This window comes from Desulfosediminicola flagellatus, assembly GCF_005116655.2.
In the GTDB taxonomy this organism is placed as follows: Bacteria; Desulfobacterota; Desulfobulbia; order Desulfobulbales; family Desulfocapsaceae; genus Desulfopila; species Desulfopila flagellata.
Map to the genome: position 1 here is coordinate 5,006,740 of NZ_CP050698.1, position 23,375 is coordinate 5,030,114.

Annotated in this window: 14 protein-coding genes; 8 read left to right on the top strand and 6 right to left on the bottom strand. The window is 44.1% G+C overall.

The genetic code is table 11. The annotated features are described in order from the left end of the window. Positions 1 to 171 precede the first annotated feature (171 nt). Positions 172 to 2,733: an ABC transporter substrate binding protein gene (locus tag FCL46_RS20795; protein WP_167505774.1), complete on the bottom strand. Its 2,562-nt coding sequence runs from the start codon at positions 2,731 to 2,733 to the stop codon at positions 172 to 174. 419 nt (positions 2,734 to 3,152) lie between these two features. Here FCL46_RS20795 and FCL46_RS20800 point away from each other — a divergent pair, with 419 nt between their 5' ends. The 4 genes from FCL46_RS20800 (at position 3,153) to FCL46_RS20815 (ending at position 7,106) form a co-directional block, all read left to right on the top strand. Next, positions 3,153 to 4,172 (top strand): tetratricopeptide repeat protein, encoded by a 1,020-nt coding sequence (locus FCL46_RS20800; protein ID WP_136806036.1) that lies wholly within the window; start codon positions 3,153 to 3,155, stop codon positions 4,170 to 4,172. A gap of 183 nt (positions 4,173 to 4,355) precedes the next feature. Next, on the top strand, positions 4,356 to 4,892 hold the full coding sequence (locus tag FCL46_RS20805) for an RNA polymerase sigma factor (RefSeq protein ID WP_136806037.1): 537 nt from the start codon (positions 4,356 to 4,358) through the stop codon (positions 4,890 to 4,892). Between the two features lies 1 nt (position 4,893). After that, a complete protein-coding gene (locus tag FCL46_RS20810; protein ID WP_136806038.1) occupies positions 4,894 to 6,063 on the top strand; it encodes a tetratricopeptide repeat protein in 1,170 nt (389 codons plus the stop codon). Then, positions 6,060 to 7,106: a hypothetical protein gene (locus FCL46_RS20815; protein ID WP_153307108.1), complete on the top strand. Its 1,047-nt coding sequence runs from the start codon at positions 6,060 to 6,062 to the stop codon at positions 7,104 to 7,106. The genes FCL46_RS20810 and FCL46_RS20815 overlap by 4 nt, the downstream gene beginning before the upstream one ends. Positions 7,107 to 8,071: 965 nt before the next feature. On the opposite strand, the gene FCL46_RS20820 is transcribed toward FCL46_RS20815, so the two are convergent. Both FCL46_RS20820 and FCL46_RS20825 read right to left on the bottom strand, forming a co-directional pair. Then, the gene (locus FCL46_RS20820) at positions 8,072 to 9,691 is read right to left on the bottom strand and encodes a mechanosensitive ion channel family protein (RefSeq protein WP_136806040.1); all 1,620 of its coding nucleotides are present in this window, start codon (positions 9,689 to 9,691) and stop codon (positions 8,072 to 8,074) included. Positions 9,692 to 10,228: 537 nt separating this feature from the next. Continuing rightward, positions 10,229 to 12,826: a response regulator gene (locus FCL46_RS20825; protein ID WP_167505775.1), complete on the bottom strand. Its 2,598-nt coding sequence runs from the start codon at positions 12,824 to 12,826 to the stop codon at positions 10,229 to 10,231. Between the two features lie 505 nt (positions 12,827 to 13,331). Between FCL46_RS20825 and FCL46_RS20830 the strand changes: the two genes are divergently transcribed. The 4 genes from FCL46_RS20830 to FCL46_RS20845 all read left to right on the top strand — a co-directional run bounded on the left by FCL46_RS20830 (position 13,332) and on the right by FCL46_RS20845 (position 16,468). Then, the gene (locus FCL46_RS20830) at positions 13,332 to 13,919 is read left to right on the top strand and encodes a thymidine kinase (protein WP_136806042.1); all 588 of its coding nucleotides are present in this window, start codon (positions 13,332 to 13,334) and stop codon (positions 13,917 to 13,919) included. A gap of 27 nt (positions 13,920 to 13,946) precedes the next feature. Continuing rightward, positions 13,947 to 14,357, top strand: coding sequence for a cytidine deaminase (locus FCL46_RS20835; protein ID WP_136806043.1), 411 nt, complete (start codon positions 13,947 to 13,949; stop codon positions 14,355 to 14,357). 55 nt (positions 14,358 to 14,412) lie between these two features. Then, positions 14,413 to 15,291 carry an S-methyl-5'-thioadenosine phosphorylase gene (mtnP, locus tag FCL46_RS20840; protein WP_136806044.1) on the top strand — a complete coding sequence of 293 codons (879 nt, stop codon included), beginning with the start codon at positions 14,413 to 14,415 and terminating at the stop codon, positions 15,289 to 15,291. Between the two features lie 430 nt (positions 15,292 to 15,721). Then, positions 15,722 to 16,468, top strand: coding sequence for a DUF4197 domain-containing protein (locus FCL46_RS20845; RefSeq protein ID WP_136806045.1), 747 nt, complete (start codon positions 15,722 to 15,724; stop codon positions 16,466 to 16,468). 286 nt (positions 16,469 to 16,754) lie between these two features. On the opposite strand, the gene FCL46_RS20850 is transcribed toward FCL46_RS20845, so the two are convergent. From FCL46_RS20850 to FCL46_RS20860, 3 genes are all read right to left on the bottom strand, one after another. Then, on the bottom strand, positions 16,755 to 17,984 hold the full coding sequence (locus tag FCL46_RS20850; RefSeq protein WP_136806046.1) for an MFS transporter: 1,230 nt from the start codon (positions 17,982 to 17,984) through the stop codon (positions 16,755 to 16,757). A 493-nt stretch (positions 17,985 to 18,477) separates the two neighbouring features. Then, positions 18,478 to 20,130, bottom strand: a complete 1,653-nt coding sequence (locus FCL46_RS20855; protein WP_267313643.1) for a C10 family peptidase — start codon at positions 20,128 to 20,130, stop codon at positions 18,478 to 18,480. A gap of 1,091 nt (positions 20,131 to 21,221) precedes the next feature. Next, the gene (locus tag FCL46_RS20860) at positions 21,222 to 22,901 is read right to left on the bottom strand and encodes a M14 family zinc carboxypeptidase (protein ID WP_167505777.1); all 1,680 of its coding nucleotides are present in this window, start codon (positions 22,899 to 22,901) and stop codon (positions 21,222 to 21,224) included. Positions 22,902 to 23,375: the final 474 nt, after the last annotated feature.

The window sequence follows — 23,375 nt, forward strand, 5'->3', positions numbered from 1 at the left end:
CAGCTTGAAAAGGTGAGGTGTCAGGAGTGAGGTGTGAGGCGTCAACAGCATTAGTAACGAATCCCTGGAAAACTCTTGGTATTTGCACGATATAACATAGTTGATTGTTTCAATCTTCTATACCCCTCACTATACCAGCCGAAGATTAGTATTAATGACAATGATATCTATTTAGTGATGAGTTCGTTTCCTACGGTCCTGTTTATGCCTGTACATCATCTGATCCGCCTCTTCTATAAGTGTTGCAACAGAGACAGGTTCTCTCGGATTAAACTCACTGCTGCCACAACTGATTCCAGCATTCCAGGAGTGGCCGCGCCGTTCAAGCTGTACAAGCAATTCTTCTTCAGCACGCCTGGCTAAAGCTTTTCCCTGGCTGGCTGTACAATCGGTTAGAATTGCAATAAATTCATCTCCACCGACTCTACAGAGCAGGTCAGCTCTCCTTATCTGCGAACGTAATGAGTCCACAGCCAGCATAATATATTCATCTCCGCTTTTATGACCAAAGGTATCATTTATGCTTTTGAGATTATCAAGATCTAAATAACAGAGCACAAACCGTTCATCTGCTGCCACAGCAGAGGCAATAATTCCATCAATACGATCATCAAAGTAATCCCGGTTATTAACTCCAGTCATCGGGTCGGTTGTTGCCTTAACCGCAAGCAGCTTTTTATCTTTTGTTTGCAGAATTATCTTTACAGTCTGAATAGCCACAATAATGAGAAGAATGCCAAAAGCTCCAACTGCTACATACACAACAACCCGATATTGATCGACAAAACTTTCAGGCATGTTGATCACTTGAATGTCTGTAGGGATTGATTCAAGGTCCAGATTAAAGCGATGAACTACATCATAGTCTACAACGCTGGTTACAGGACTCTTTTCCACTATAGGGATAGTACTGGCCTTCTCACCAGCCAGAACTGAACGTGCCAGGAAGCCAGCTGTTTTCCCCTGATCCCATCCTCTGGTAATAACCCCACCTAAAATACCGTTACCAAGATAAAAATCCCAAAAGCCCAGAACAGGCCGCGCAGAACTTGACGTTATAAGCCGCGCACTCTGCTGATAGGAAAATTGATGATTGTTCTTGTCCATCGTAAACGACATAAGAAGAACAAGTGTCTTTTCATTTAGTCCCGCAACCTTTTGCTGTAACTGCTGCATTGAGACAGACCCGGAATGTTCTATGCGAATAGCTTGTGGCAATTCAGCAACTATTTGATCAAACCGCTGTCGGTTCGCAACCCCTGTTGTTGTCGCGTCATTAATAACATAGAGGACCTCAGTCTCAGGATAAAGCGACATCCCCAACTTCAATGTGCCCGGAATATCATAGGACTCCATCACACCTGTGATTTCACGGCTTGGCACCTTTTCAGGTTCAGGCAGATAATTGACTCCGCAAAAAACCACAGGAACAGTGGTAAAAAGCTGATCCCGCTGCCGTTGAATAAAATTAAAGGCATTATCATCGGATACAATTACCAGATCAAGATCCTGGTAACTATATTTGAGTACTAATAGTTGCGTTATTGCATGCATATATGGCTTATCCGTAAATCGTTTGGTATCCATAAACTCTGTAAACGAGTTAATCAGAAAGCCGGAATCACTTAACTGCTGATCCAGTCCCTCCATGATAGCCCTTGTCCATGGGTTATCAGACGAATACGAATGAAGGATAAGGATGTTTTTCTGGTCGGTATAGGTAATGTTTTTTACTGCCACATCTTGAGGCAATTTCTCAACGGGCAAACCAAAACGCTCCATCTGCCTGTAATCAAACAACAGCCTGTTAGCCCCGCTTGTTATTATCTCTATATCCGAGACTGCAGATCCTTTAAGAATCTCGATTGCCAACTCTGCAGCAACCTCACCCTGGCGAAACCCTGAGGTAAGAACACCTCCGGTTATGCCAAAATTGAAGTAGAAATCCCAAATCGAATATATCGGTACAGAAGAGGCCGCACTCAGAACAGAGGCAGTATACTGTGGTTCATAGAAGGTTCCGCGGCCATCGCGCAAATACGCAAGCAGCAGAACAATTGTGTCAGGTGGCAGCTTGCGTATAAAGTCCGCCAGTTCGGTTATCGGCAGATCATCTAGAATTTCAATTTCCAGATCTCTGTTGAGCTTTGGCACTACATTATCAAACTCCCTGGCAATGTATCTGCCGGTGGTTGTATCATCATTTATAACAACAATCTTTCGAACATTGGGCTGCAGGTGAAATGCAATATCCAGCGTACCTTTGATATCAGCGAATTCAAGCACACCAGTAAAATTCGAATTATCAAGGAACCTTCCGGCATCGAGAGCGTTCGCACCACAAAAAACAACCGGCACTCCCGGAAAAACAGTTGCACCAAATTTCTGCAAAAAATCTATAGCATGATCATCAGCGCCAATAATAAGGTCAAACTGTTGATTTTTAAACTTTTCCTGAAAAAAGCTTGAGATCTTATCAATGTACCACGGCGAACTGTTTCTCTTGGTATCCATGTACTCCACATGAATATCAGCCTTTGGGAAGGTAAGTAAAAGTGTACTCTCAATTCCGCTTACAATCTGATCCGACCACTCATAGCCCTTATGATAGGAGTTAATAACAAGGATTGTCCGTTCATCTTCGCCTACCACAGCATAGCAGACTGAAGTGACAATCAGATAGATCATAAAACATATGCCACTCAGCAGATAACGAACCATTCGATCGCGCATGTACTGTTTTACCTGTATTCTTTGGAAAATAGAAAATCTGTAATTCTTCAGGAATCCCTGCCCGTTTAGCCTCATAGAGCATATAGTCAGCTTTCTCGATGAGCTCTGGGTACATTACACCTCCAACACTCAACTGTAACCCAGCCAACCTGTGAGACAAGTGGTTATGACATAAATGATTGGTTCAGCACATGCGGCGTAATTCATCTTAAAAAAGTGTAGCACATCTTCAGCTAAAGCAAAAAATTATCTGTTTGAATAAGCTGATGCCCATTGACGCAGTACAATAATTTGATGACTCACCCTTTTTTTTGTAGAAAATGCAAATTATCAGGTCTACCTTGTAATAGGATATACTCCAACATGACTTTACCGGACTGATATCCTGATTGTTGAATCAACCTCATAAAGGAAGCAAAATGAAACAACCATTTTCACCCCTCTCAAAAATATTTTTCCTCTGCGCTTTCGCAACATTTCTCATGCCGATGCTGAATGGCTGTGTAGTCAAAGATATTGGCAATAAGGTCGGGCATACTATAAAGGGCGACTACTACCTTCAGAACAAGGATCATCGTGAAGGCAGGGCAACCTTCATGCAGGAGGTGGAGGAAAACCCGACAAGTCCGTCAGCACGATATTACTACGGGCGTTTCCTGCTCCAGGGTGATGAGAATAAGGCGGCACTTACTCAATTTAAAAAGGCACGGGAGCTTGAGCCGGACAACGTCGACTACCAGTTCTGGACCGGAGTGGCTTACGGGGCCCTTAATCAAAAAAAGTCTGAAGAAAAAAGCTATCGCGCAGCTCTTACCATCAATAAAAAACATCTGCAGTCCCGTATTTATCTAGGTCATAACCTGCTTGAACAAAAAAAATACACAGACAGTCTCGGCCAGTATGAGTACGCACTGAAAATCTGGCCGCAAAGCCCGTCTTCACTCTACAATCGTGCCCTGATTCTAAAAAAACTGGGAAGAACACCTGAAGAAAAAAGCGCCTGGCTTAATTACCTTGGCCTCTATCCATCCGGAGCGCTGGCACGCAGAGCCACAGACCACCTCAACTACATGGGGGATTTTTCTTTTCGCAATCATCACATTGGTGCAAGAACCGTGACAATTGAAAAGATCTGGTTTGAACCAATAACCAATCGCATCGCAGATGGCAGTAAAGAATCGCTTAAGATGATAGGTGCAGTCATCAAAAACCGTAAAGCTGGACGACTGCAGATTATTGCATTTCAGAAAAACAACGCAGAGCTTGCACGTAAAAAAGCTACCACGATTAAAACGTTTCTACTCAAAGAATTCCCAGAGCTGAATTCCCAGGATATAGGTATCAGCTGGTTTGACAAACCTCAGACTATTATCGTTAAAAAGAAAAAACGGCACATTGATGAGTCTGTAAGCTTTTTCATCGGCTCCGGGAAAAAGTGATAACTCCTGAAATAACAGACATTTTAGCCACTGACGTTGTATTGACAGTCGAGTCCTCAATACAACGTCAACCATTACCTGCCCTGCCTGTAGAAGAAATTTCATTTTTTTTGCACTTTTATGTGACCATTTTCCATCCAGCACGTTTATTCCAATAAAAAGTTATAATTATTGAATCACTTTATGGAGATATCCGACAATCAGCTTGTAAGCCGCATCCTCAAAGGCGATACCAACACCTTTGCAACTCTTGTAGATCGGTATAATTCTCAGATTTTCAACCTGATGTATCGTTATAGCGGTTCAACAGAAGAAGCTGCCGACATGACACAGGATGTCTTCCTGAAAAGCTTTGAAAAACTGGAGAGCTACCGGGAACAGCGTTTTTTTTCCTGGTTGTATACCCTTGCGCTCAATCACGCTAAAGACTGGAGCCGAAAAAGGCAGACTAATGAGCAGAAACTTGCACGATTAAAACATGACTCATCAACCAATGAACAGCACGCATCAGGCGAACTGGAAAGCCAGCAGGAAAACACCAGTCTGCTTAAAGCCCTTGAGACTTTGTCACCTGATAACAAGGAAATGGTTCTGCTCAAGTACCAACACGATCATTCAATAAGGGAACTTTCTGAGATTTTCAACCTTTCGGAAAGTGCAGTTAAAATGCGACTACACCGCTCACTGGCAGAAGTTCGAACCGTATTGACAGGTGATTAATATGGATATCAACAACGATAACATCGAAAATGAAGAGCGTGAACTTATTAAACAGTTACGCAATCTTCCTGTGCAGAAGGTCCCGGAAGACCTGACCCGGAAAGTGATGTGTTCAGTCGCAGAACGGCAGTCGCAGCCGCAGTCGGGATTATTTACCAGTATATTGAGACGTTTCAATCGTCCACGTGTTATCTCAATACAGCCACTTTACGCAATGAGTCTGGTAGTCATCATCTGCGGATCATTCATGCTCGGAAGAATATCGACAGAGAGTGTGGTTTCTTCCCCTGAAATTGTTGCGGACAACACCAGCTATAGTTTCCCCCCAACAGATAATTCCAGAGCCGCCCACCTTATGGGAAGAGGTCTGCTTGCTGCGGATAAACAGAAAGAAGCACTGGATATGCTGCATAACGCCGCCTCACTTGAGCCGCACAACCCTGAATATGCATACTGGGAAGGTGTCGGCTACTGGGCAAACGATGATCGGGAAAAAGAGCGCAACAGTTACCTGCGAGGCCTTGCTAACGCCCCTGACTCAGTTCCACTGCTGATTAATCTCGGCCATAACTATCTCAGTGATGGCAATTTTGAGCAAGCACTTACCACCTACCAGTCGGTACTGGAACATTCTCCATCTGAACAGATTGCCCTCTATAATGTCGGCCTTATCTATAAACAACAGAAAATGGTAGATGAGGAAATTGCCGCCTGGGAAAACTATCTGGCAAACTACAGAACAGGCAATCTCGCATTCCGTGCAGTAAAACGTCTCAACAGTTACGGAGTGTTCTCGTATCGAACATACAGAATAGGAGCACGCAGTCTCATCCTCTCGCCTGAAATACTGCTTGATCCTTCAGCACGATATCAGGACAAAAAGCAGGAATTAAATCCGATAATTTCTATCCTTAAAGCCAACCCCGCACTCAATCTGGAAGTAGTAGTTTTCTCGGAAAACAATGGTCCTTCGGCCTGGCAGAGAGCGCTTGAGATCAAGGAAATACTTGTCGGCGAACCTTCGCAGGAACTTGGTGACAGAATCGCACTGAGCTGGCTCGACAACCCTGAGATATCCACGGTTAATGCATCAAAAAAATTCACACTTACCAATAGTTTGCTGATTTTTAGCAGAACATCACATCAGACCAACAAGGAGGTCTCAATATGACATTTTCCCGTTTTTTTGCTGTATGGGTGCTTGCTCTTTCACTGAGTTTCACCACCATGTCCATTGCAATTGCAGATACAGCAGACGATGAACCTGCAGCCCCTTCTGAAGATATCAGTCAGCCCGCAGACACGGGCGGTTCTGATGACCCGGCTGATCCCGTTGATCCCGATGACCCCGCTGACCCGGCTGACCCGGCAGACCCGGCAGATGATCCTGCCACAGAAGATGAGCCTGCAGCAGTTGAAGAACCGTCTTTCTCAAACGCCGCACAGGCAATGCATGCTGCCAATCTTGCAGCTGCTGCTTCAGCCGGGCCAAATCCTGCCACAGAAGAAGCCGCTAATACCTTGAGCGATGCAAAAGACGCACTTGATGATGCAAAAGACGCAGCAGCAGCAGACCCGGAAAATACTGAACTTCAGGATGCCCTCGCTCAAGCTGAAGCAGACCTGCAAGCCGCAAGTGAATCCTATGCTGATGCAGTCGGTCAACTTGCAGGAGTCCTTGGTGATGATATTTACCAGATGCGCAATAGCGGAATGGGCTGGGGCCAGATTGCCCACGAGCTTGGGGTCCATCCAGGTTCCCTTGGGCTTGGGCATGGTAAAAAGAAAGGAAAGTTTGATCTTGATGATGATCTCACCGCCCCCGACACTGACCTTGATCCGGATGCGGAAATTGCCGAAGCAACCCAACGCAACACGACCACTGGCTGGAATAAAGGCCATGGCCTGGCAACAACCGGATCCCAGAGTTCACAAAAAGGTTTAGGGCTGTCTGAAACAAGCTCAAAAGCCAACAATTCAAAAAGCAATAAAGGTGGCCAGGGCAATGGCGCCAAGACAAGTAGCTCTGGTAACTCCGGCAAGTCAGGAAGCAGCCGTGACTCCTCAGGTGGACCGTCAAACAGCAATGCTGGCGGCAACAGCTCAGACAAAGTAAAGGGTGGAAGCAGTAATAGTGGTAACAGTGGAAATAACGGAAAAAGCGGAAACAGTAATAGCAACGCTGGTGGCAACGGAAAAGGTAAAAACAAATAACCGGCCACTGATCTTCCAAAGCATCCCTGTAAAGACAATACGGCTCAGGCATATTTTTTAATATATGTCTGGGCCGTATTGCTTTCAGCTGTAACAATTCTTCATGCCTCTACCCTTACGAGTAACATAAGGCAGATCTGCACCCAATCGGTAGAATCCTATCTGGTAATATCCTGTCCCCCACTCTGCATTATTAATGCAAAGACTCCAATATCATGCATATGGCTGTGCGTGGTATTTTAGAATGTTTCGATTTTGAAAAAAAAATTGCTGTCGTCGTCCCCCCTCATGGCAGTCGATTCAGCATACTGTCGTCGAAGCTGTTCCAGTTGTCGCAGGTCGAGGTACAGGCCAAGTAACTACAGGACACTACAGCAATACGTTTGTTGCACTCCAGCTGCCCCAAAATCTATTGCTCCGGTTGAGGATTTTTTTACCTATTACAAATACTCCACGATTAGAGATGGAGATTTTTATTATGAAATTAGAACGTTACGTTTGCAATCAAAACAATAATGAGAAATACGGGGTAGATCAGGCATAGTTCTAGCTATTACATCCATAGGTTAGATCATCACCTGCAATGTAACCTGTTAAATTTTCAACCATTACTCCAGATAAGCACAACAGGCAGAGAGTAATATGGTTCAAAACAGGTAATATCGATTTCGAATATGTAATAGAAATATCTTTTATGGGTGCATGTCTGAAATCCAACATCTACAACTGATTGAGGCACAACATGGGATTACTTCAGGAACTCGAATATCTCGTCTTTTTAGCCATTGATATTCTGATTAACGTCATACAGCGAGTTATGTAGTGAGTTTCATGCTGAAAACGATTTAGCCTATAGTCCCTAACCTGCAAGCCTGAGCTAAAATACCGTTGGATCAGGAAGTGATTGTCGATTACACGTAAAGAACATGCAATCGACAAACATTTTCAGTGTAAATACCTTCAGGTTATTCCACCTTATGTACGGTCAACTGCGGGAATGGAATTTCCCAATCGTTTATTGTGCAACAATCTACGCACCATCTCTGAATAGCCCGCTCAATCCGCTTAAGGATATCAGCCACGCTGCCTTCGAAATCGGCTATTACAAGAAGATCAAGTGAAGAGGCGTTTGCCTGCAGAAACTCGACCTGCAGGTTAAGACAGGTCTTCGCGTAGCCTTCTTCTTCCATACGTTTATCAATGTACTCTTTCAAAACTGCAGGAATTGTCGAGGTTACCTGGTCCTGAAGTCCGTAACTCACACCAAACGGCACCCGCAATCTGTAATTGCGCGAAAGGTTGGCAGGACAGGCCTGAAGAAACGCATCAGTCGGATACGTTACCCTGCGCCCGCCACGCTCTACCAATTCAACCTGCTCATGGGAAAGACTCACAACACGGGCCCGTGAAGAGCCATTGACGGTTACCCAGTCACCTTTGCGGCACGGGAACCACGGCTCATCATGATCGAATGGTCGCGATACCAGCCCTATAAGATCTTCAATAGGAACTCGAAGTTCCATATCGAGTGCAGGATTAACCAACTTACAGAACACATTGATATTATCAACCCTCCAGGGAACTCCGTGCAATAGAAGACGTTCTTTTTCGCGCACCGAACCAACATTGAGCATCAGTCGCCCCTGCTGCCATAAGCGTGGAAGCCCCTGCCTGATGGTCCAGGACAGTCCAATAAAAAAGATTATTGCCATGCTCAGCAAAAACCAGTCTTCAGCCAGGTAGAGCACGAAGAAAAGACCGACAATCGCTAAAACAACCGACAACACCTGAAATACTATATTTAACAGGCGCATTTTAAACGATTTTTTACCGTTTCTACCCATCTTCAAATAGAGCGCGGCTATGAGCCGATAAAACAGGCGGCAACCAAAAAGAATTGCAAAAAAGGTGATCACCGCGACTATGAGGTAAAGTCCCCGTGCCCTGAAAAAGTCTTTTACTGACTTCGACGAGCTTTCAACAAGCGAGACATCCTGTTCCTCTAGATTTCCCAACTCTCTTTTTGCCAGTTCAAGTTTATTGCTCAATCTGTCGTTGACATTTCGCCACTCGGGAAGCAGTCCTTTAACTTCTTTAAGAACCCGCTTATCGGTTGTTTTCTCAATCACCGATTCAAGATGCTTTACAGCTTCGCTTGCTGCAGCAGTAAGCAATTCAAGTTCGCTGATTTTCTCTTTCAGATCAGACTTCTGTCTGGCCCTCACCGTAAAACGCTTTAACTCTTTAATTGCCGGCTCAAGCAGGCTGGCCATCTCATCCTTCCAACTAAACGATTGCGGCTTTTTTTCTAAGAATAAGGCAGGCTCAACTCCGGTTGCAATGCGCTCGAAGTCTGATGTAGTTTCAGAGAGCTGCTTATCGAGTTGAGCAATTTCATCCTCAAGAGCCTGCTTTTCTGCATCAGAAGTAGAAGCCTTAAGCTTCTTCTTTGACATGTTGATCTGCGCAGTCAGATTCTTTTGCAGATCAAGTAAAGAAGCGAGCATTTCTGCAGGACCATTCTCTACCTGCACAACTTCCTGCTCAACCTTCTCCTGATCAGTGGCAGGTGAACCTTCCGCCATACTCCAACACGGAAAAAGCAACAGAAGTAAACATGAAAAGACGACTATCAGATTCTTTCGTTTATACATAAAATTCAATGAGTGATGTTAAAGAGAAAACGGTTCGATTATGCGCTGTACTAGTTTCGGATTATCTCGGACAATTATCCATGACTATGTCGCAATTAGTGTTGCAAACACCTGTTATCACATTTCAATCCGCAAGCAGCCCCTTCTAGTCAACCGGCTGTTATGCTGTGATAAATGAACATAGATGATGAGAATATTTTAGGCAAGGTAATAGTTGAAGACAGGACTGAGGTTAAAGGGGCCAGGACTGAGTAAATTGCATTGAAAATGGATTAGGTCTATTAAACACTCAGTCCTTTTACCTTTGTAAGCGCTATGTAACTGAAGGAGTAACGAAGTCAGGAGGCTGTAAAGAACAAGCTGCAGGAAATGTACATCGCAATAACCCCTAAAAAGTACCGGAAGATTTTAAAGCTTTACGGTATTACCGCAGGCCATACGCTGACCAGCTATTATTGAGGTTTTACGCTAAAGATACCCAGCCATCTCATCTTTGACTGCCTGGAATTCAAATTCAAGTTCAGAATAGAGCCCCGCAACGTTCGAGCGCTCTGCTGTATTATTTCTGCAGTGTGTTTCAATTTGCCTTGCTATGGAGCAAAAGATATTCGCCTCAAGATTTGCTGATACGCCCACCATTTTATGAGCCTGCTCTTCAATCTTTGACACATTCCAATCCTGAATATGGCCTCGTAGCGACTGCAGCTGAGAAGGCATCTCGTCAAGAAATATCTGAATAACTTCTTTGGTCATCTCCACATCACCCATCAACCTTTTTACTGTGCCTTCGTAATCAAATCGCACGAGAGATAACGTATCATTGTTATCCGATTTAGCTGCAGACTTACGAACTGCATCAGGATCTCTCTCACTATTACCTCCGAGCCACTGATCAATTTTTTTCTCCAGAAGTTCGGGTTTAATCGGCTTCGTCAGATAATCATTCATCCCAGCATCAATGCATTTTTCCCGGTCTCCAACGATAGCATGGGCGGTAAGTGCTATTATTGGAATATCGCAACTATTCTTGGTAAATGTACCGGAGCGAACTTCCCGGGTTGCGGTTAATCCGTCCATTTTCGGCATTGAGATATCCATAAGAATCAAATCATAATGATTCTGGTCAAGAGCTGCCAGCGCATCCAACCCGGTATCGGCTGTGTCAACATGCGAAAATCCCAAACGTGCGAGTACCCCTGTCATCACTTGCTGGTTAATAGCATTATCTTCTGCCAGGAGTATTCTGAAGTCCTCACGGCTTACACTGTTTTCTTTATGATCCTCAACTATTCCAGGAAAGGGAACTGCTGAGTCATTCTCAACGTTTTTATCAATAAAACACCTTTCAAAATCTCGATATTTGACAGGTTTTTCGAGAATAACAATAGCTTTGGTAACAAAAGTAGAATCAAATACCTGTTTGGTAGTGTGACTGGTGAGAATAATAAGTTGCGACCTGGTTTCTTTGATATGTTTTCTGACAACACTGTTAAAGTCGGCATTTGATCCTGTCAGAAAAAACTGATCAACCACAAAAACATCTATTGAATCGCCACCACCCTCACTATCCTCAAAGATTTTCCTGGCAGTTTTTACATCTGAAGCCTGCTCAACCTTTGCTCCCCAATGGCGTAACTGATCCAACAGAACGCTCTTCAGAGTAGTATTCAGGGTGATCAACAGCACAGTCTGTCCCTTCAGGTCCGGTACAATTCTTTTGAGACCTTCTTCAGCCAGATTGTTTTTATCCAGACGTGCAGTAAACCAAAAGTCAGATCCAACCCCGGGGGTACTCTCAACCCCAATCCCGCCTCCCAGAAGTTCTGCCAGCTGTTTTGAAATAGATAATCCAAGACCTGTTCCACTATGTTCTCGTGTAGTGGATCCGTCAATCTGGCTGAAGCTTTCGAAGAGTCGGGATTTGTCAGCATCATCGATACCAATCCCGGTATCCTTCACAGAAAATCTCAAAACGATATCGTTCGGAGTTTCTTCTTTTTTATCAACCGAGACGAAAACCGAACCTTTCCTGGTAAACTTCAGGGCATTGCTTGTGAGATTAAGAAGAATCTGCTGGAGCCTGTCAGGATCACCAAAAAAGTCATCATGAATATCAGGGGCAGTACCGACAATAAGCTCGACATCGCTGTTATAGACTTTCTGGGAGGCAATATCGCAAAAACCATCAAGCATTTCCCGCAGGCTAAAAGAGGTTCTGGCGAGTTCGAGTTTACCTGCCTCTATTTTGGAGACATCAAGGATATCGTTAATAATTGTCAGGAGAAACTCGCCACTTTTCTTAAGTGTTCGTACATGATGCTTTTGCTCATTATTCAGTTCTGTATCCAGAAGCAGTGTAGTCATACCAATAACACCGTTTAACGGCGTGCGAATCTCATGACTCATATTCGCAAGGAATTCACTCTTTGCCTTACTCGCGTCCTGAACTTCAGCAATGAGTCGCTCACGCTCCAACTCGATTTCCTTTCTCTCAGCGATCTCCCTGTTTAGCGCTTCATTTTGAACAGCCAGTTTCTGGCTATAGTGATGTCTGAAATACTCCAGCCAGTAGGTTATAGCGGTAACTGTGATATAGGATGCTACAAAGCGAACTTTGAATTCAGGGTGATAGTTATAAATGGACAGAACATCAGGAGGAACTAAAAAAAGAATGAGAATAATCAGAATGGAAAACAGACTCCAGAATATCCCTTCCTTTTTACCGAACAGGAAAAAGGAGATGAGTGGAAAAATGTAGACCCACAAGATCTTTGACCCTGCTTCACCACCAAAAACAATGAGATATGATATTAATATGGCAAATAACAGCGTGTTTATACGATAAACAATTTTTCCCTTTCCTATTAATCGTATAACGACCCAGCCTAGACTCAAGCCCACACCAGATACTGTACAGAATCCGGTAACCGCATAATTACCATCGAGAAAATTAACAATCCCGAAAGAAATCATCAGCGGCAAACCCACGAGCAGAAACAGGGTAAAATGTTGAAAACGCGTCCTCTCCTCCGAAGAGAATTGAGGATTTTCTGAACTGTGTAACATGAATTGTTTAAAAGCCTGATATACATTCATTGATCAGCCGAAATATATAGCCCAGTCAGATACAGAATAACCGAGCACAAGTATTTGAACATAAACAAGAAAGAGAACAAAGATCGTACAGCCTGTAAAGCCTGGATAATATCTCAAGCGTTGGCCTCACATTTTCAGCTAATAACAACAGAACCAGTATAGCATGTATTTCACTCCGGTTGGTAACCATATTCAAGACTCAAACATTGACAATCAGTTAACTTTCCACATTTTTCCCAACATCGCTAGCGATCTGTTTCCCAAATTTCACATGAGAACTCCGGTGTTTTCAGCCATAGTAATTATGGTATTATTCAAAAGCACTTTAGAAATTGAAATTTGTTCCACAGTGATTTAGCATACATCCCCGGACATACCTAACAACACGACGAGCAACGTTATATGAAGTGGCAAAGCATACTATCAATTGCAATGCAACGAAGCTCACTCTTTACCAGATCAGGATAGCAAGTAGATGGCAAAATTATATTTTCGTTATGGAGCAATGAACTCTGGAAAAACCACAGCGCTCATCCAGGTTGCTCATAATTACAGAGAAAGAGGTATGGAAACCATCCTTGTTAAACCCGTTGTCGACACAAAGCGCATAACTCAGATTTCTTCACGACTCAACATTTATAGAGATGTTGATATACTGGCAGAACCTTCAGATGATCTATTCGTAATTATTGAGAAACAGCAGAGCGAACGGAAAAATCTACAATGTATTCTCGTCGATGAAGCCCAGTTTCTCACAAAAGATCAGGTAACGCAACTTTTCAAAGTTGCTGTTTTATTGAATATCCCCGTAATATGCTATGGCCTGAGAACCGATTTTCAGCTCAACGGTTTTGAAGGCAGCAAACAGCTTCTGCTTCTTGCTCATAGTCTTGAAGAGCTGAAGACCATCTGTCAATGTGGTCGAAAAGCGATGGCGAATGCCCGAAAAATTAATGGTAGTTTCGTATTTCAGGGTGATCAGGTCGCCATTGATGGCAAGGATAGTGTTGAGTATGAACCACTATGCGCCCAATGCTACTTTGCTCATCTGAATGGACAGTAGTCTCAAAATTACAGGAAAACTACTACAATGACACCCGAACAAATTCAGCTGTTGAAAGATGCTGAAAAAGCAGCACAAAGTGCTCACGCGCCCTACTCAAAATTTAAAGTCGGAGCTGCAGTCCTCACTGAAAATGGTGTGTTCATCGGGGCAAACGTTGAAAATGCCTGTACCAACCTTGGAATATGTGCAGAACGGGTAGCCATATCCCACGCCCGAATGCATGGCAGCACGAACATAATCGGCATAGCTGTCTGCTGTTCGGATGCTCCTGTAGATGAAAACAATACTATTATTACACGACTGACTATGCCCTGCGGTGCCTGCCGACAGTGGATCGCGGAATTAGCCCCTAAAGCCTGGGTAATCACCAATGGCTCAGAGCAGGTCTTTACTCTGGATGATTTACTGCCTGAACCGTTTTTCATGAAGATGTGATTACGCACTCTGCGCTTTACCACTTTGCCAATTGTGTTCATTAAAGGATAATATCGTGTCGAATACTGGAAATTTAGAGATAGGAATTATCGGCGGCAGTGGAGTCTATCAGATCGAGGGATTTTCACAAACTGAGAAGTTGAAGATTTCAACGCCTTTTGGCGAGCCTTCTGATGCCTATATAATTGGGGAATTGAACGGGGTTCGGGTTGCTTTTCTCCCACGTCATGGCGCCGGACATCGCTTGTTGCCATCTGAACTCAACTATCGCGCCAATATTTATGGCTTCAAATCTCTTGGGGTCACAAAAATTATCGCCATCACAGCTGTTGGTAGCCTGCAGGAAAGCAGACCGCCTCTGGACATGGTCATACCGGACCAATTATTCGACCGGACAGTTAGCAGGCAATCCACATTTTTTGGAGACGGCATCGCTGCCCATATCCCATTTGCCATGCCATTCTGCCCAGATCTTTCTGAGCAGCTCTTTCAAACGGCAAAAACTGTCGCTGACAGAGTGCATAAAGGCGGCACCCTCATCACCATTGAAGGGCCGGCATTTTCCACCAAAGCTGAGTCACGGCTTTATCAACAATGGGGTTGCGACATTATTGGCATGACCACCTATCAGGAGGCTAAACTCTCCCGAGAAGCAGAGATCTGTTATGCGGCACTTGCGATGGTGACCGATTATGACTGCTGGAAGGATGGTGTAGAAGATGAAGTCACAGTTCAGACTGTTGTTGCAAACATGAAAAAGAACAGTTCAAATGCCCAGGAAATACTCAGCAAAGTTCTCCCTGAACTTAATGTGGTTCAAAGAACGTGTTTGTGCAAAAACAGTCTTCAAGGCGCGATTATGACTTCACCTGAAGCTATCCCGGAACAGACCCGGAAAAAACTCGCCCTGCTTATAGAGAAGCGACTCAACTGACTTGAGGTTTTGCCAATTCTCTTCAGTGAGCGCGAGACAACTGTAAATATCACCTACACGATCGGGCAAAAATGATCAGAATACCTAACGACACACACTCAAATTTATTTTTTCTCACAACACAAAGAGGGCAATACATTGGAACTATGGCGTAAAATACTGGCAGTTGCGATTGTGATTGGCGGGGTCTTGGGAATGCTGGCAATAACTCGATTCATGTTAAGCGGAACAATCTTTTAAAACATCAAAGAGTACTCCCTTCAGCCTGCCCCCTCATTGCTTACCTGAAACTAACTTGATAACTCCCACCATCCTGATTACCGTTTTCCCATGTAATGAAAAGGAGTTATGCGACAAACTCACCAATCCCTCAGAGCCCCTAAAAACACTAAAACAATTGGCAGTCCAACATAAATAACAGGATTACTCCATGACAATAATTCAAAAACTGACCATTCCCTTTCTTATCACCCTACTCGTTGGCTCAGGGCAAGCATTTGCAGAAGATAGTTGGTGGAAAAAAGGTGCGGACATTCTGCAAACATTTGAAAAAGAATCACAGGTTAGCGATGCCAGTATTGGCGAGATAGGAGATGCATTTAAAGAGGCCCTGAAGATCGGCTCTGAAAATGTGGTAAACAAACTGGGTACAGTTGATGGCTTTAACAAGGATACGGCTATACACATCCCACTACCAAAAGAACTTAACACTGTAAAAAACGTGCTTGAGAAGGTTGGTATGTCAGGGATAGTGGATGATCTTGAGCTTAAACTTAACCGGGCTGCCGAGACTGCTACACCAATGGCTAAATCACTTTTCCTTCAATCAATCAGCGAGATGACCTTTGATGATGTACAAACGATTTATGAAGGCCCGGAAGATTCTGCAACACAATATTTTAAGAAAAAAATGTCCGCATCCCTGGGTACAGAAATGCGGCCGATTATTGAAAACAGTCTCTCAACAGTTGGAGCCGTACAGGCATACGACACTATGATTGGCGAATACAAGAACTTACCGTTTGTACCCAATGTAAAAGCCGACCTCACTGACCATGTGGTACAAAAAGGTATGGATGGAATTTTCCACTATATCGCTCAGGAAGAAGCTGCTATCAGAAGCAACCCGATAAAACAGTCTACAGCATTACTGAAGAAAGTATTTGGTACACATTGATCACGTAATTCTGGGCCCGAACTGCATTCGCTTTTAAGTCTATACAGTCACCCAATCACCTGAGTTGTTTACACCTAAAAGCCTTTAAGGAATAACTCCTTAAAGGCTTTTATTGTGTTTAAAAAACACACTGATACCTCTAATTTTAACGTACAAATGTAACCATCAAACATTGAGAACCGGGTGAGTATTATCCACAATCCTGGAAAACATATCAATTAGAGTACGTTGCGGCAAAAAACTGTTCACATAGAGCCAATTTCAAGCTCATCTCTCTCCCCAACACCTATCGTCCCTGTTTTACTGAAAATGAGAAAAGAGATAACATTACGGCGATAAAAACATACAGAGCCAACCACATAAACAATGACTGCCCGGAAATACCGCTATCTATTAAAAAACCGAATAATATTGGGGAAGCTGAGGTACTGATTACAACCAGCGAAGTTATCAGGGCACGGATTGCACCAAGATGCTCGGTACCATACACCTCCACCCATAGGGCTCCTATAATCGGGCTGCTTGTCCCGATCGATATACCAAGCGAGATCATGAGCATATACGCAACCCAGACACCTGAGGTCATTGCAGGGACCAAAAGACCCAACACCATTGGTAAAGGGTAAAACTTCAGGAGTTGGACGCCACTAAAACGATCCACAAGCGCTCCTGAATACATTGATGATAACCAGTGCGCACATCCGTAAAAGACAAAACACTTGGCAAACAATGAAACCGACCAACCCATCTCAGGGAGAAAAAATCCCTGATGTATAAATACTCCGGTAACAATGAACGGTGCAGCCAGAATTGCAGGCAGCGCTAACCAGAATCTGTGGTCTTTCAACATTGTCCTGCGTGAGCCCTGTACTGATACACTACGATGAGACTTTTTATTGGAGGTGCGAACATCTTCAGCATATCTTTTTTGTTGGCTCAGGCTAAGTAGCCATAGCGCACATGGTAGATAGAGCAACGGAACAGAAAGACCGACAACCAGCCAGCTATTCTGCCAGCCTACCATTGAAATCAATACCACTGCCAGCGAAGGTAAAATGATTTCACCCATCGGTACACCAGTAGTAGCAATACTTGTAGCTTTACCACGGTTGATAGAAAATTCTCTGGTCATTGTGGTTACAGCCGTATGCGGCAGCAGGCCCTGTCCAAAAAACCTCAGTAAAAACAGACTGACAACCAGCATGAAAAAGCTGCGAACCTGCCACAACATCAAGGTGGCAGCGAACAATCCCAAAGCACTGAAAGTGACAAACCAGCGGAGGGATATTCTATCGATGGCAGCACCGAGCCACATCAGAAGCAGCCCGCTGGAAAGGGTTGCCATAGAATACGCAGTACCATAACTCATAGCGGTAAGGTCTAACGATTCTTGAAAACTTGCGCCATACCAGCTCACAAAAAACGACTGACCAAAGTTTCCCCAGAAAACAGACATCATGCCAAAAACCAATAACGGCCAGCAACGTCTGAAAAAATGCATATAATCCTGAATCATCAAGCGAATACCACCCTTAACTTTGCTTTGTGCTCTAAATAAAGAAACCGTATATCACTCGGGCTCACCTATTTAGTTCCCGGCCAATAACTATGTAATTGTCTAAGCTGCAATGCTTTGCCTTCTCTCGCTATGCAGAGCATTTTGTGCATTCTGTTTATACCTCGAGTGATATTTTAGCAAGCTCATAGCATTGGAAATCCACGCCGCAGCAAGGTCTCCAATCAGGAAGGACGGAAGCGCCTACTGGGGGCAGGTCGACTTGATATTTACTCAAGGTTATCGCTATTCACAGCCAAATAGGGATATTACGGCAATACCTATTCCGAAAACTGGAATTACAACGGGACCGTCATAGATAATTGTAGAAATTGGCTAAGCAGAAAAAAGAATACGATAGATGGCAGAATACACCTAATGCATTGTGTAGTAATTTCAATTCTATAAAGAGAGGCTGCCGGGTCCATTAGCCTCCCCAAAAAGAAATTCTGTGTTATTCGGCTAATGTCTTTAATATATAGAGGACCTCTGCCTGACCTATGCGCGCATCGCCATCAACATCCGCATAAATATCGGGGGCAAAAGTGGTACTACCGCTGAGCAGCTGCAAACCGAGAAGAGCATCGTGTAAAGTTGTTTCTCCACTACCATCAAGGTCGCCGCTAACGACAGGAGTCCCGGTAAAATCTACTCCCCAGACATTCCCAACCGTGTTCCAGTCGCAACTGCAATCTTCAAGGTAATACTGATAATCCCAGTTGTTTTTTGACAGACCGGTACTCACCTGTCGGTTGAAAGGTGAAATTGCTATTCCCCCTTTTACTGCAGTTATCGTAAAATCAGATTCGGATGGAACATTTTGAATTGCATACACTCCATTAGAATCTGTTGTTGCCTGATACATTATACCATTACTTTGCGCTGTTACAGAAACTCCAGACACGGGGTCACCGCTGTTGTCTATAATGTGCCCGCTTATTATCTCACCATCTCCTTCGCGGAAAATGTTGTATACCACAGATCTGGCAATATCAAAGGTATATGAAGAAGTATCAATATCCGGCAAGTTGTACCACCCATCATCGTACCCTCCCCATCCAAGGTTAAGGTGGTGATAGGAGGTGTCCATGTTTTCACCGTAGCCATCCACTAGCAGCGCATGTCCACCACTCGGACCACTGACGCTAAGAATCACAGGAAGACGTGCATCCAGGTTAGTGTTTATCATTTTTTCAATTCTATCAGTGTCAAGATTCTGCCAGGTTCCTTCGCAGGTGTTGAGATTTGAGCCGAATACACTGTTAGTATATTTGAAGGTCTCGCGCAGCTGGATAGTTGCCTCCTGGGTAGACGCGCTAGAGGCACCCGACGAATATGTTGTGCCAACGGATACACCGGCATCAGAGATGATAGCTCCAATTTGCTGGCACTGAGCTTCAGCTGTTTCAGAGTCGGGCTCAAGCGGCATATTTCCCCAGTCATAAGGTCCGCCGTTACCGTCACCTCCCTGCAAGCTGACTTCCTGAGAAATGCTTCCTGCCTCATCATTAATTATAATAGTAAATTCAGGGGTACCGACATCCACCAAAGGGTACTGATGATATCGCATTAACTGGGACATCGCGGTGGAAACACAGCCACTTGGATAGTTGTTTGGCGTGTAGTAATTATAACAATTATCCCCCCCGGCCTTGTTCTGCGACCAGCGTGATGCAATAAATGGAGCAACTCGCATATCATCAACTGCATCGGCTACATAAGCCGACGACGTTGCTGCAATTCTGGAATACTCGATTGGCAACAGAAGGTTCCATTTGTCGAGTGCCTTCTGCTGCTCTTCTGGTATTGCCTGATTAATAGCTCGCTTCTGACTAGCAGCTACCACACCGGCCTGTACCCTCGCAGCTCTTCCTTTCATATCAGCATTTACCATCGTCACCAGAAGAAGGTTCTTCTCCGTGGAGAACGATTCAGCTTCTGGGAAAAATCCGATAATCGGTTCTATATGGTCATTTGCTGAGACAAGCACAATGCCTTGAGGCTCTAAAAAAGCCACATAATATACTGTTTCTCCATTCTCATTTGACTGCGGTTGAATGGATTTGATCGATGACGATAACCGGCTCCCCAGAGGCAATGAATTCATGCTAAGCCAACGGGTTGCGAGTTGAAGAGCGTCTTCACTGGTTCTTGGGGAGGCACTGACTGATTGATGTAAAATAAGACAAAGAATAGATGTCGTGCATACTGTTCGCAAAAAGGAAAAAATAATACTGTATCGCATAGTAATCGTAGAGATATTGAGTGCTTTCATCGTATAAATATGACCGGAATTATACCCGGTTTGTTTAATAAATTGCCTGAGGTCGGGTTCAAAAATACGACATTTCCCGAACCACGCCACGGCAGAAGAGTAAACACAATACATCTAAAGATTTCAAGATATTGTTATCATTCCCGTGGTCATGGTAATTACCACAGCCAATTTCATATCACCTCCCTTCCTGATCTTCATTTTTTCAGATACATATTTTCCTTAAACGCGAGTTATTCTGAGAATAATGATAGGTAAAAGCAATAAAACAGATATGTTTTTCACCGGATTCATACAGTGGTTTTTGTATTGATAAGGATTTTTTGGTCTATCAAGATGGCATACATTGTTCGTTTTATTAACAATGCATTATGTTCGGAAAATGAAGCAACAACATCTAACAAGTGACATATGTCAAATGTCGTAATAATGTGAAGCCTTTTCTCTTCCTGCAAGGCATGACTGAAGGAGCATAGCAGCGATTTGTAACTGAATAAGAAACGAAGTCAATGTGCTAAAAGGGCAGGTAAGCGGAGCATAGCGAAAACTCCGAACAAGATCAGATATGTAAAGGTTACAGAGCACGAGCTTCGATTCGAAAAGTCAGCGAGTGGTTTGAGATATAGGTGCGGCTCAGATTTTTACCACAAGCATATAACTGATATTCTGATGATAAAGTTTTTGTCGCAACACTGATATTGGCAAGAAGGATAGTTTTCGGATGGAAACCAGATAGTAATCGAGCCTAATTAAATATTTTAAAAGCCGATTGATTTCATAGGCAATCGGCTGCTATCAATCCGCTTGGCAAACTTGAGAAATAGGCAAGTAGTGGCGTTGGAAGGATGAATAGACAAGTCACGAAGAGGTCTATTCCTTTCCTGTTTATCACAACTCCACTCACTTGCCCTGAACCACTCCTGTTATTCAGTAATTTTAAGGAAAGCAGCGCTGAATGGGCCCCAATTGCCGTCCGCATCCTTTCCCCGAACATACAGTAAATGGGTTCCTGTTGTGAGTTCGGTGGTATCAACCTGTGCATGTACAAATTCACTGGCTGTATCAAAAAGTCCGTCCGCAGCATCCATGCTTTCAGCGAATCCTTCGTTCCATGGAGGTGTATCGATATAATACTCCGCTCCATCTATATTCTGGTACGGTTCCTGTTCTTCATTTCCCTTGATCCGTGCATAACGCGTATCGTCGATGGTCGCTGACAGGGTAACGAAAGTTCCAGCCGTGACTTCCCCTATATCAACCATTACACCCACTGCGTCAGGCCCGGATGGTGTCACATATGGAGTGCGTACCACCTTTGCTGCATAGAGCAGAGACTCAAGATTGTCGGGATAAACCCTGGATTCAAATGTTTTACATGACTGGAAAAAACTGGTCCCAAGTTCGAAACAGTAGGCGGCCACCCCCAGTTCACCATAGGCATGATCATCACTGGTGCCATCTGTTGGGTAAAGGCCGATGGCCTGTTCAGGGGAATAGCCATTCCAATAGGCAAATTTGCGGCCAAGGGTCTGAAGCTGGACATGGTCTGGCGCGGTGTCGTGTGTACTGCCCCAAGGCCACATAACCAGTTTACCGTACGAATGCACATCGATGTAGATTCCGCTCGAATCATTCGGGGCGGGATTACTTTTATCTTTATTCCTCTGATCAGAAAATATCGAATTCATATAATTTTGAATCGCTGTTATTTCAGGTTCAGAAGCAGCCTCTTCACCGTGATACGTTTGATCACACGGTTCATCACTTGATCCATCACAACAGTTCCACTCATACGAGAAGTTGCGGTTGAGGTCAGCGCCACGGCTGTCATAATCACTCAGGCAATAGTCCTCATCGGTATTTTTCCGCCATAAGACATGATCCTCTGCCAATTTACGACCATCGGGATTACCATGAAGCATCATATGGATCTCATGGTTATCAAGAATCCAGGTAACATCAGGATCGGTTCCGTAATTTCCGACCAGATACTCTGCAAAACGTGTTACCAACTCTGCCGTTGCATACTCCCTGGCATGAAGAGCTGCTGTTAGAAAGAGATCCGGTTTTTCACCTGTTGTTTTTGAATTGGTGAGTACAAGAACCTTCATATCATAACCAGCTTTCCCCTCGGGATCAGATGAGTTACTTTTAACCCAGGAATCCCCAACATCTTTCCAGCTTGCGATGGAAGAGTAATTCGCAACTATCTGCTCAGCGGCGGCAAAGGTTCCTTCAACCGTTCGATAGCATGGGTAACTGGGAATTGTGTCTTCCTCTGTCTCGTCTTTTCTTGAGGGTTCAATCGCTGGTTCTTCCCAATCAGGTGCCAGCTCGACCCGCAAACCGGCAGCTGTTAGTTTGTCGATATCCTCCTGCTTCACCCGCATAACATGATAGCCTTTGCCGTAATTCGTTTCCAGCAGTTGTGCTCCAAAAGATTTCAAGGCATTGTTACCAGTTCGCTGGTCAGAATAATGAACCCGAACAACGGCTTTTTCTCCTCCAGGCAGAACTGGTGGTTGCTTATCAGCAGCAATGACATGCGTCACCAGTACAGGAATCAAGTACAGTGAGAGTAGCGCACCAATCCGTTTGATCATGATTTTCGCTCCTTGTTGTGTGGTTGTAATTTGGGACCACGGCAGGTAATCCCCCCTCATAACTATTAACTGCGCTGTAGGAGGAAGGTTACAAATTCTTTAGGAAGGTAGTATGCGAAATGAGATATTTATTCTATTGAACCCAACCACCAGCACCATAATCTACAAAGGCTTTACCCGGGGAAATCACAAAAGAGGACTAATCAGAAAACACACTATCAGTGAAAAACAGAATTTTTTCATTTTGAAATCTCACGGAGCGCCTAGGAGGCTGTCCGAGAATAGGGATTTTCGCTCAGATCGAGGCAAACTCGAAAAATTACCGGAGGCATATAGTTAATATCTCGGATTCTCGTCCCTCGCTTACCGGAGGATAATTTTTCGAGTTTAACGATGATATGAGCGGAAAGGGCATTGTCGGACAGCCTCCTAGCAAGAATATACATACACTTCTTACATTCGTCCGTCTGCGAC

Coding starts and splice junctions, on each gene's coding strand:
- FCL46_RS20795 (WP_167505774.1), bottom strand. CDS start 2,733: ATGCGCGATCGAATGGTTCGTTATCTGCTGAGTGGCATATGTTTTATG.
- FCL46_RS20800 (WP_136806036.1), top strand. CDS start 3,153: ATGAAACAACCATTTTCACCCCTCTCAAAAATATTTTTCCTCTGCGCT.
- FCL46_RS20805 (WP_136806037.1), top strand. CDS start 4,356: ATGGAGATATCCGACAATCAGCTTGTAAGCCGCATCCTCAAAGGCGAT.
- FCL46_RS20810 (WP_136806038.1), top strand. CDS start 4,894: ATGGATATCAACAACGATAACATCGAAAATGAAGAGCGTGAACTTATT.
- FCL46_RS20815 (WP_153307108.1), top strand. CDS start 6,060: ATGACATTTTCCCGTTTTTTTGCTGTATGGGTGCTTGCTCTTTCACTG.
- FCL46_RS20820 (WP_136806040.1), bottom strand. CDS start 9,691: ATGGCGGAAGGTTCACCTGCCACTGATCAGGAGAAGGTTGAGCAGGAA.
- FCL46_RS20825 (WP_167505775.1), bottom strand. CDS start 12,826: ATGTTACACAGTTCAGAAAATCCTCAATTCTCTTCGGAGGAGAGGACG.
- FCL46_RS20830 (WP_136806042.1), top strand. CDS start 13,332: ATGGCAAAATTATATTTTCGTTATGGAGCAATGAACTCTGGAAAAACC.
- FCL46_RS20835 (WP_136806043.1), top strand. CDS start 13,947: ATGACACCCGAACAAATTCAGCTGTTGAAAGATGCTGAAAAAGCAGCA.
- FCL46_RS20845 (WP_136806045.1), top strand. CDS start 15,722: ATGACAATAATTCAAAAACTGACCATTCCCTTTCTTATCACCCTACTC.
- FCL46_RS20850 (WP_136806046.1), bottom strand. CDS start 17,984: ATGATTCAGGATTATATGCATTTTTTCAGACGTTGCTGGCCGTTATTG.
- FCL46_RS20855 (WP_267313643.1), bottom strand. CDS start 20,130: ATGAATTCATTGCCTCTGGGGAGCCGGTTATCGTCATCGATCAAATCC.
- FCL46_RS20860 (WP_167505777.1), bottom strand. CDS start 22,901: ATGATCAAACGGATTGGTGCGCTACTCTCACTGTACTTGATTCCTGTA.